Raw genomic sequence first — 10,701 nt, 5'->3', positions numbered from 1 at the left:
ACTTCTACCTGAAAAACCACCAACACCTTCTTAATTTGCATTTGAATCAAACACTTAAAAAGAAGCCTCGTTTCAGTGACTCTGCCCCGGAAGGCCTTGTCTCTCAAGCGAGGCGCGAATACTAAATAGGTTTAGAGCCTAGGTCAACAACTTTTTTAAAAAAAGTTAATTTACTTAAACCAATAAGACGCTATCGGTAAAACAAGTGATGTTTCTTCTTACCCAACTTGACCAGAAAGTAACGACCAAAACGAGCATTAGTCTCCGAGAACACTTGGAAAGCCTGCATGTTTTGCTCCACTCCGCAAGCCAAATCATTGACCATAACCGAGTTACGCTGCAGTGCATCTTTAACTTGCTTTCCGTTGGTTGCAACCTCTGCATCCACCAACAAGCCTGTCAAAGACAGCTCACTTAAGTCCACAGGTAACGCAGAAGCTGGCAGTCCGTCTTGCTTTAATTGTTCATAGTCACTTTCGTTCAAGCTATCCATTTCACCTGAAAATAACGCTTGAGTAATGCGTTGTGCTGCTTGGAGTGCTGAATCGCCATGTACCAAACGTGTGACTTCATTGGCGAGGACACTTTGCGCTTTAGGTTTACCACCTGAAACTTTATCCTCCGCTTCCAACGCTTCAATTTCATCGACACTAAGGAAAGTAAAAAACTTAAGAAAGCGATACACATCCGCATCAGGCGTTTGTAACCAGAACTGGAAGAAAGCATAGGGTGACGTTTTTTCTGGCGCTAACCAAACCGCACCACCTTCTGTCTTACCAAACTTAGTGCCATCGGATTTTGTAATCAAAGGCAATGTCAGGCCATGAACTGAATTTCCATTCATGCGACGGACAAGATCAATGCCACCGGTAATATTACCCCATTGATCAGAACCACCAATCTGCAGCGAACACCCATACTTTTGATTCAATACTTGGTAATCGTATGACTGCAGAATCTGATAGGTAAACTCAGTAAAGGAAATACCTGAATCTTCACGCTCAATACGCTGCTTGACCGACTCTTTTGCGATCATTTTGTTAACCGTAAAGTGCTTGCCGATATCACGTAAAAAGGTCAGCACATCAACACTTGCCGTCCAGTCATAGTTATTGGCCATAATGGCACCGTCTTGATCATCAAAACGAATAAACTGACTGATTTGCTGCTTCAGGCGATCACTCCAATTGGCGACCACCTCGGCCGAATTCAACTGACGTTCTTGTGCTTTAAAACTTGGGTCGCCAATTAAGCCCGTAGCCCCACCTACTAAAGCAATAGGACGATGCCCGTAATCTTGAAAACGCTTCAACATCAACAAAGGAACCAAATGACCTAAATGAAGACTATCTGCCGTCGGATCGAAGCCACAATACAAAGTCACCACATCCTTCTCAAGGTGCTCCGACAATGCTTGCTCGTCGGTGGTCTGAGCGATTAGTCCACGCGATTTTAAATCTTCGATCAAAGTTGGTTTACTCATCTTCCTATCTATCCAATTGAGTTAAGGTTAGCGCGAGATTTTACAGGGTCACAGGCCAGATTGACAAACAACCTCTCCCTTTGAGAGTATAAATCATATTTTTTGATTGTTTTTTAGCCACAAGCTTCCCTTTTTAGCCTTCGAGAACCGCTTAAGCCACATGACATCTCAGCGACGCGCCTATTTAATTCCCTTCGTGTTGTGTTCGCTAGCAGTGATTTTGTTTTTTCAGAACTTAAATTCTGAACCAACAACCAGCTCAATACCGATTGAAATCGACACGATAATTAAAGAAAAACACATCACCACCTTTTCAGTATCGCCTCTCTCGCAAACTTCCGTTCACACTCATCCAAATGCCGCTTGGGTTAGCTACCCACTGGATGGCAACACCGATCTTCATGAAGCACTCAGCAAAGCGGGTATCCGCTCATCCGATATTGCGTCCTTATCTAAAGTGCAACACTTCCAAGAACTCAAACTTCAACATTCATTCATTGAGCGCATGTCCTTTGTTTTTGATGCCTCCTCTCTTGTAATGCTGAAATTTTTTGCTGAAGACACTGAGTGGGAATTTATTCGCACATCAAATGAATGGCAAGTTCAAGTGATTGATGCTCCACCCTCCCCACAACTTCGCCGCATTCAGCTTGATGTAAATGGACGCCTATACCCTGCGTTATTTAGCATGGGTCTAGATCGGGGAATTTACCATCAATTGCTTGATGCTCTTGAGAACTACATTCACCTCGACTTGCTCAATCAGTCACCCTATACACTTAATTTACTTATATCAGAACGACCGAGACACTTAGCACCCAACCAGCCTCTGCAACTGTTAGCGCTTGAGTTCAAATCGGAGACTGCATTTTTGCAGCTCTACCATCACACATCAAAACACAGCGTAACAGGCTTTTTCAAAGCGGATGGCACAGGCTTATCACATACATTTTTATCTGCACCCTTAGAGCATGCTCGAATTAGTTCACCTTTCCAGCGCAACCGTCTACACCCCTTGCTTGGCTACTCTCGCCCTCACCGAGGCGTTGATTATGCAGCGCCTATGAACACTCCTATTTACGCAACAAGCCATGGAGAAATAACGTTTCGAGGGCCCGATGGTGGATTTGGCAATACCATCATCATTCAGCACCCCAAAGGGATTTCGACCCTATACGCTCACCTCAATAGCTTCGCGAAAAACATACAAGTGGGCACCACTGTTACAAAAGGTCAAATCATTGGCTATGTTGGCATGTCCGGCTTAGCCACAGGCCCACACCTTCATTATGAGTTTCGAATTAATGGTGAACACCAAAACCCTTTAACCGCCAAAAGCAAAGATGTAGTCACCATTCCCCAGGCAGAGCGAACTCTATTTGAGCAAAAAGTTGCTACACTATCTGAACTTTTAGTGCCATCTTCCGAGCCCTTGCTTGCCTCCTATAACCCTTATAATGAGCCTCAACACCCATGAGTCACTACTTCATCGGAATCATGTCAGGCACCAGCCTAGATAGCATCGATAGTGTTTTAGTCAGCTTTGATACGGAATTCAAACTCTATGGAACCCACCGTGAAGCAATTCCATCTGACTTAAAGGAGAAAATATTAAGGCTTACTCAGCCAGGCCAGTCCGAAATAGAGGCATTGGCTCATTTAGACCCATTATTAGGAGAGGTTTTTGCGCAAAATGCACTCGCCTTAATGGATAAATATAATGTAACGCAGACCCACATCACTGCAATTGGCTGCCACGGACAAACTCTGCGTCATTACCCAGAACAAGGATTCAGTCTGCAAGCTGGCGACCCAAACATTATATGTGAACGGACAGGTGTTCTAACCATTGCAGATTTTAGACGGCGAGACATCGCAGCAGGGGGACAGGGCGCTCCTTTAGTTCCAGCATTTCATGATCACCTGTTTCGCTCAGATCAACAGAATAGGATTATTGTTAACATTGGCGGAATGGCCAACTTAACCTATTTACCCGCCGATCGAAGCGCTCAAGTCTTAGGCTATGATTCAGGGCCTGGCAACGTGCTGCTGGATGCATGGATACATCGGCATAAGCAACTGCATTTTGATGAGCATGGCCACTGGGCTAAGTCTGGCCGAATTCATGCAGAGCTTTTACGAACACTGCAAAATCATGACTACTTCAAACTGACACCACCTAAAAGCACGGGGCGAGAGGCATTTCATGTAGACTGGCTGGACAGCGTAATCAGCACTATAAAAGCGCCTATCCAGCCTGAAGATGTTCAAGCTACGCTAACGGAGCTCACCGCCTCAAGTATCTGCGAAGACATTAAACGATTAGAAAAGGATGGCAAAGCGGATATTTTTCTCTGCGGCGGAGGCGCTCATAATACATTCTTGAAATCGCGGATAGAACTGGGCTTAGAGAGATCGACCCAAAAGACCGACACACTGGGCTTGGATGTAGACTGGGTCGAAGCGTGTGCTTTTGCTTGGCTCGCGTGGCGTGCTGTGCACCATCAAACGGGCAATTTACCTGATGTGACTGGCGCAAAAGGAAAACGCATACTCGGAGGAATGTACTATCCGTAAAGGATGCTGACATCTGAACACTTGAGCGCGAAAAACACTAGCCCATCTTCCAGTTAGGTAAATGGGCTAGTGAAGAAGATCAGATAGAAAATGAGGATCCGCAGCCACAAGTCGTTGCCGCATTAGGATTTTTGATCATAAACTGCGAACCATGCAAACCTTCTTGGTAATCCACTTGAGCGCCAATCAAGTATTGAAAGCTCATGGGATCTACCAACAAAGTCACGCCATCCGTCGTTATTGCCGTATCGTCTTCGGCAACCTCTTCGTCAAACGTGAAGCCATACGAAAATCCGGCGCAACCGCCGCCCGTAATAAACACACGCAACTTTAGACTCTCATTTTCCTCTTCTTCAATCAACGTCCGCACTTTTGCGGCCGCAGACTGCGTAAAATAAAGAGTTGTTTCTTCAGTCGATTCTGTCATTGCTCGTTAACCTCATTGCGGACAGAGCATTCTTACAAAACCAAGCAAAGCAGTCAAGTATTAACCTAAGGCATCAACGCAACTTGGGTCAAGCCTTCGTTTTCAGGTCGATCAAACATAATGTTCATAATTTGAACAGCCTGACCGGATGCACCCTTCACGAGGTTATCAATCACTGACAACACCACGACTGTGTCATCGTTTTGTGGCCGATGCACACTGATTCTGCAAACGTTAGACCCCTTCACACTCCGTGTTTCTGGATGACTACCTGCAGGCATTACATCCACAAACGGCTCATTGGCGTAGCGCGCTTCAAACAACTCTTGCAGTCCTGAGTCAACCGGGTCTTTCAATACCGAATAGAGTGTTGCATGAATGCCACGTATCATCGGCGTTAAATGTGGAACAAAAGTGAGCCCTACAGGCTTATTGGCCGCTCTTGCCAAGCCTTGACGAATTTCGGGCAAATGGCGATGTCCAGGTACGCCGTAGGCTTTCATGCTCTCGCTGGTCTCACATAACAATGCCCCAACACTTGCACCACGACCTGCTCCGCTCACACCTGATTTACAATCAGCGATCAAACGTCTGTGATCAACCCAACCTTTCTCTAACAAGGGTAAATAACCAAGCTGAACAGCGGTAGGATAGCAGCCAGCACAACCAATTAATTGAGCAGTGCGAATCGCCTCCCTATTTACCTCTGGTAAACCATATACCGCCTTTTCAACCAACTCAGGGCAAGTGTGCGTGTGGTTATACCACTTTTCCCATAACGGAATGTCTTTAATCCTAAAGTCTGCGCCTAGATCGATGACCCGCACGCCTCTATCAATTAACTCTGGCGCCATGCTCATCGCAACACCGTGAGGGGTCGCGAAAAAAACAACATCGCAGGCCGCCAGCGTTTCAATATCTGGCACTGTAAATCCAATATCCAAATGACCTCGGAGGTTAGGATACATATCGGCCACTAAAACACCTTCTTCGGAGCGTGACGTAATCACTTCGACCTTTGCAGAAGGATGATTTGCCAGAACCCTGAGTAACTCAACCCCGGTATACCCCGTGCCACCTACTATACCTACTTTAATCACCCTAACCTCTCAATCTAATGTCAGTTATGCAGCGTAATGCTTTTAACTCTGTATGATACACATAAGTTATGACAGCTTTTAAACCCATATCATACAAATCTGATGCAATAATCACTATTATAGACAGACTAATGGTGTTCAGAATACTTATTAAAGGATAGTTTATTCATGTCAAGATCCGATGATCTCTTTCAAGCCGCTCAAGTCCATATTCCAGGGGGCGTCAACTCCCCGGTACGCGCATTTAAGGGAGTTGGTGGTACACCCATCTTTTTCAAGCGTGGAAAAGGCGCCTATATCTATGATGAAGATGATCAGCGCTATATCGACTATATAGGTTCTTGGGGTCCCATGATTCTTGGTCATGCTTACCCTCCTGTGATCAATGCTGTTCGTGAGGCTCTAGACAATGGACTTGGCTTTGGTGCCCCCACCGCCATTGAAACCAGCATGGCTGACAAGGTATGTGAACTGGTTCCATCGATGGAAATGATACGGATGGTCAGCTCTGGAACCGAGGCAACAATGAGCGCTATTCGTCTGGCTCGTGGCTTTACGGGTCGTGACAAAATCGTCAAATTTGAAGGGTGCTATCATGGCCACTCAGACTCCCTGCTGGTCAAAGCAGGCTCTGGCGCACTCACTCTCGGTGAACCCAACTCTCCTGGCGTTCCTGCGGCACTCGCTGAACACACCATCACACTTACGTTCAATGATATTGACTCTGTTCGTCAAGCCTTCGCAGACGTGGGCGATCAAATTGCGTGCATCATCGTTGAGCCAGTTGCCGGTAACATGAACTGCATCCCCCCTGTTCCGGGCTTCCTAGAAGGGCTACGTGACGTTTGCGATGAGTATGAAAGCCTCCTGATTTTTGATGAGGTTATGACCGGATTCAGAGTCGCTTTAGGGGGTGCGCAAGCTCTGTACGGAGTAACTCCCGACTTAACGACCTTAGGGAAAGTGATCGGCGGCGGCTTACCTGTCGGCGCGTTTGGCGGTCGAAAAGAGGTCATGTCCCATATTGCACCCCTTGGACCTGTTTACCAAGCTGGAACACTATCTGGCAACCCCCTTGCCATGGCGGCTGGCTTGGCCATGCTAAATGCGCTGTGCGAGGAAGGTGTGCATGAGCAATTGGCAGCTAAAGCTGAGTATTTAACTGAGGGACTAAAAGTCCTTGCGGCAAAACACCACATTCCATTTACAACCACCTGCGTTGGTGGAATGTTTGGACTTTTCTTTACTGAGGCAACTGAAATCAAAGGCTTCTCAGACGCCACAAGTTGCAACACCCAGCTTTTCTCACGCTTTTTCCATGGCATGCTAAAGCAAGGTGTCTATCTCGCCCCTTCTGCATTTGAAGCTGGCTTTATCTCAAACGCACATAGTGAAGCCGATTTAGATGCCACCCTGCAAGCCGCAGACCGTGTTTTTGCAGACTTAGCGCGCAACGATGCGTAATTCATGAGGCGTCAATGATTGAATCTGTTTCCTATGTGATTCTATTGATGAGCAGCAGCTTGGCAGCCGTTTGGCTGCTCAAGCGGCTGAAGTCAACAGAACCCGAGACTCACTATAAAGTGAGAGTCTTTGCACTCAGCTCGCTGTTCGTCACAGCCTATGCACTGACACACCTGGTGCTAACGCCAGGCCCTCACCAAACAACGCTTCTGCAAATGACCGAAAATCTCAGTGTTTATGTCGCACTGCCATTTATTGCCACTGTTTTTCTCGCAACAGGTAAGCAGTGGCATTGGTCGATGGCTGGATGGGGGCGCTGGCTTTTAGGTCTTATCGCATTCTTTGAGCTATCACGGGCGATGGAATATGCCGTGTTGTACGCGCAAGTACTCTCTATTGCACTGATACTAGCCTTGTTTGCTGGAAGCCTGCTGTTTAAGAACACAACAGCCAAAGTTAAAGGCCTAAGCGGCGCGTTAATTGCGAGTATAGGACTCGTGTTTTTTGCTTTCATTCCCTTAATAGGAACAGCAGGAAACCCTATTTTCTTTAACTTCGCACTAGCAGCGTTCATACCTTTAGCCGCTAGCGCACTTTTAGATGAGTTCTCTAAAACTTAGACGCACGCTCCCTTGCATCTTCCGCACCCGCCAAATCACCGGCTTCCGTTCTGATTTGGCTAATCAAAATCCACAGTTTTCGCAGTTGCGCTGACTGCCCCTCAGCAACACCAACACCTCGCAAAGCCACCTGTTCAGCATCTAGAAATTGTCCGAACTGACGCTTAACTTCAGCCAACTCATAATACACATCAGGTTCTCTTGGCGAGATACGAAGAGCACGCTCCAAGCGCGACTGAGCCCCTCTTAAATCACCACTGTTTGTATCGGAGCGAGCCGCTTCAAGCAGGGCAACCACTGCCGTATTTTCGGGCAAAGAGGGCGTTGGAGCTGAAGGAGCCGAAGGAGCTGTTGGTGTTCTCGTTTGCGGAGTGACTGGCTGCCAAACTTCATCCGCTGGCGGCAGCTCTCTTTGCATTCTAACCACAGGAACTTCTCCCGGAATAGTCACGCCTAAGCCCGGATCTACAGGTGTAACAATAACACCACTAGGTGGCGTCACCACGGGTGCAGGTGTTGTCGACGGCACAGGACGCCCAGTCCGATCTTCAACTGGAATATTAGTGAACGGATTGGAGGTTGCACAACCTGCCAACAACAGGCTCCCAGAAATCAGAATCCATTTAGCTTGTTTCATTTATCTATCCTCATCGAAACCAATTTCTCAACCATCCACTCGACGGCTCCACCGGAGTTGGCGTATTCACTGACGGATGCTGGCCACAGTCTACACTGAGCTGTGGTGCAGAGCCCGTTATAAAGGGTAACTGTCTTGATCCTTGACATAAAGGATCCGATCTTAAGCCCGTTTCTTCATCTATCCAAACATACTCTATACCAGAGGGACGTGCAGCCACTAGAGGTTCAGGCTTGTCACGCGCCATAAATTCGATCCATACTGGCAAAGCGCCTCCTGTTGATGTAAAAGGTAGCTGGCTGTTATCGTCACGACCGACCCATACAACCGCCAACCGATTACCCGCATAGCCTGCGAACCAGCTGTCACGCTGATCGCTACTCGTTCCAGTCTTACCCGCAACATTTAAAGATGTTGGTAAACGCTGATAAATACTTCGAGCCGTTCCTTCACGCGCCACTTCTTGCATTGCATATTGAATCAAATGAACATATGCGGCATCGACTTGCTGGCGGAGCTGGAAAGGATATCGAGACAACTCTTCACCCTCGGCCGTTGTCACCATCCGAATTGATCTTAATGGCATTCTAAAGCCATTTGAAGCAAAGGTTTGATACATTTCAGCGACTTCAATTGGCGACATTCCTTGTGCTCCAAGCAGCATTGATGGAAATAACTGGATATCTCGCTCAACACCTAAACGCTTCAGCACATCCACTACTTTTGGAAGGCCAATTTCCATTCCCAAGTTTACAGTGGATAAGTTTAACGACCGTGCCAAGGCTCTGTGCATCAGCACAGAACCGTAGATTTGCCGATCAAAATTCTGCGGCGTCCAAACATCTCCATTTGGCAAACGCATATTAATCGCGGTATCTTGCAACACGCTGGCCAGTGTGTACCCCTGTTCTAAGGCCGCAAGATAAATAGCGGGTTTAGCCAAGGAACCGATTGGACGAACCGCATCCAAGCCACGATTAAAACCTTCATAACGCGTATCCTTTCCACCAACAACAGCAAGCACCTCCCCTGTTTGAGGGTCGGTTACCACCATCGCACCTTGAAGGTCATTTCCCCTTGCGCCATGTCGCTTTTCAAGATCATTCAGAACAGTCACCATCGACTGATCCGCCCGCGACTGAGCCAAAGGATCTAAAGCCGTAAAAATCAGCAATCCTTCTGAAGAGAGATCTTCATCACGATAATCTTTACGTAACTGCCTTCTCACTAAGTCAAGATACGCAGGATAAGCACCTTTATGAAGACTTCGTGCTTGAGCGATTCCCAGCGGTAAAGCGGCAACCTCTTGAAATTGAGCATCGCTAATATGACCATGATCCCTCAACATACTCAAAACCAAGTTTCGGCGCTGCAAGGCTCTCTCTGGGTTACGACGTGGATCATAAAAAGACGGTCCCTTCACCATAGCAACCAATAGTGCGACTTGATGCAACTCCAGCTCGGTGACGGGGCGTGAAAAATAGAACTGAGACGCTAAACCAAAACCATGCACCGCCCGAGTACCCGACTGCCCTAAATAGACTTCATTTAAGTAGGCTTCAAGGATTTCATCTTTTTCGTAACGGAAGTCCATGACCAAGGCCATAGGCAGCTCTAGCAGCTTACGAGAAAGAGTTCGATCTGACGTTAAATAAAAGTTTTTGATCAACTGCTGAGTCAGTGTGCTTCCACCTTGTACAAAGCGGCCAGCTTGAATATTCACCCACAACGCACGACTGATACCCTTGATAGAGATGCCATGATGCGAGTAATAGTCTCGGTCTTCAACGACTAACAACGCTTCCTTTAGAAAAGGTGGTGCCTCTTCAATCCGAATTAAATCACGGTCTTCATTGCTATGCGGGTATATACCTCCGATTTGGATAGGCTCCATGCGCACCAAGGGCAAGGTTTCATTGCGGGCTTCATCATACAGCCGTTGCAAACGCTCACCCGAAAACTCAAGCATCAAACGACGCTGAGGCTCTGCACCATCCGGAAAATCAAATCCTCGCGTAATGACACGCACACGATTGTTCGCCACCTCAACATTACCAGGCCCTTGCGCCGCACTTACAAAGCGATAGCCGAGTCCAGTCAACTCTTCTCGAAGGTCCTGAATGCTAATTGACTGCCCTGGATAGAGTTCTAAGGGGCGAGCATACACCTTTGCAGGGAGCGCCCATCGTTTTCCTTCAAATTTTTCGCGGACCTGACCATCGACATAGATCAGGACCACCGCAAAAAACACAGCCCCTAAGATAGATAGTTTTAGAAATGCAGCAAATATCCATTTAAATATGGCACTGCCAGTAGACTTCTTTTGATTCTGACCACGTCTACGTGTGGTTTTAACTCTCTTTTTTGACATTAGACTTGTATAATCTCTGATA

General features: G+C 47.1%; 9 protein-coding genes. 4 read left to right on the top strand and 5 right to left on the bottom strand.

The window, feature by feature from the left end:
- Positions 1 to 190 precede the first annotated feature (190 nt).
- On the bottom strand, positions 191 to 1,483 hold the full coding sequence (gene tyrS / locus DN062_RS17375) for a tyrosine--tRNA ligase (RefSeq protein WP_112160567.1): 1,293 nt from the start codon (positions 1,481 to 1,483) through the stop codon (positions 191 to 193).
- A gap of 160 nt (positions 1,484 to 1,643) precedes the next feature.
- Between tyrS and DN062_RS17370 the strand changes: the two genes are divergently transcribed.
- Together DN062_RS17370 and DN062_RS17365 are read left to right on the top strand one after the other, a co-directional pair.
- On the top strand, positions 1,644 to 2,960 hold the full coding sequence (locus DN062_RS17370) for a M23 family metallopeptidase (protein WP_112160566.1): 1,317 nt from the start codon (positions 1,644 to 1,646) through the stop codon (positions 2,958 to 2,960).
- Positions 2,957 to 4,060, top strand: a complete 1,104-nt coding sequence (locus DN062_RS17365; RefSeq protein WP_112160565.1) for an anhydro-N-acetylmuramic acid kinase — start codon at positions 2,957 to 2,959, stop codon at positions 4,058 to 4,060. Before DN062_RS17370 ends, DN062_RS17365 begins: the two co-directional genes overlap by 4 nt.
- Positions 4,061 to 4,139: 79 nt before the next feature.
- Here the strand turns inward: DN062_RS17365 and erpA are convergent, their stop codons facing one another.
- Together erpA and argC are read right to left on the bottom strand one after the other, a co-directional pair.
- The gene (gene erpA, locus DN062_RS17360; protein ID WP_112160564.1) at positions 4,140 to 4,487 is read right to left on the bottom strand and encodes an iron-sulfur cluster insertion protein ErpA; all 348 of its coding nucleotides are present in this window, start codon (positions 4,485 to 4,487) and stop codon (positions 4,140 to 4,142) included.
- 65 nt (positions 4,488 to 4,552) lie between these two features.
- Entirely contained in the window at positions 4,553 to 5,587 is a 1,035-nt protein-coding gene (gene argC / locus DN062_RS17355; protein WP_112160563.1) for an N-acetyl-gamma-glutamyl-phosphate reductase, read from the bottom strand.
- A 168-nt stretch (positions 5,588 to 5,755) separates the two neighbouring features.
- Here argC and hemL point away from each other — a divergent pair, with 168 nt between their 5' ends.
- Complete coding sequence (gene hemL / locus DN062_RS17350) at positions 5,756 to 7,051, top strand: glutamate-1-semialdehyde 2,1-aminomutase (protein ID WP_112160562.1); 1,296 nt, start codon at positions 5,756 to 5,758, stop codon at positions 7,049 to 7,051.
- Between the two features lie 14 nt (positions 7,052 to 7,065).
- Positions 7,066 to 7,671 carry a hypothetical protein gene (locus tag DN062_RS17345; protein WP_112160561.1) on the top strand — a complete coding sequence of 202 codons (606 nt, stop codon included), beginning with the start codon at positions 7,066 to 7,068 and terminating at the stop codon, positions 7,669 to 7,671.
- Here DN062_RS17345 and DN062_RS17340 read toward each other — a convergent pair.
- Both DN062_RS17340 and mrcB read right to left on the bottom strand, forming a co-directional pair.
- Entirely contained in the window at positions 7,661 to 8,308 is a 648-nt protein-coding gene (locus tag DN062_RS17340; RefSeq protein ID WP_112160560.1) for a tetratricopeptide repeat protein, read from the bottom strand. The genes DN062_RS17345 and DN062_RS17340 overlap by 11 nt on opposite strands.
- Positions 8,309 to 8,318: 10 nt before the next feature.
- Positions 8,319 to 10,679, bottom strand: coding sequence for a penicillin-binding protein 1B (gene mrcB / locus DN062_RS17335; protein WP_112160559.1), 2,361 nt, complete (start codon positions 10,677 to 10,679; stop codon positions 8,319 to 8,321).
- Positions 10,680 to 10,701 lie beyond the last annotated feature (22 nt).

This window comes from Nitrincola tibetensis (genome assembly GCF_003284585.1).
Lineage (GTDB): Bacteria > Pseudomonadota > Gammaproteobacteria > Pseudomonadales > Balneatricaceae > Nitrincola > Nitrincola tibetensis.
Note: the sequence above shows the minus strand (reverse complement) of the source record. Positions and strands in the feature narration are given on the sequence as shown.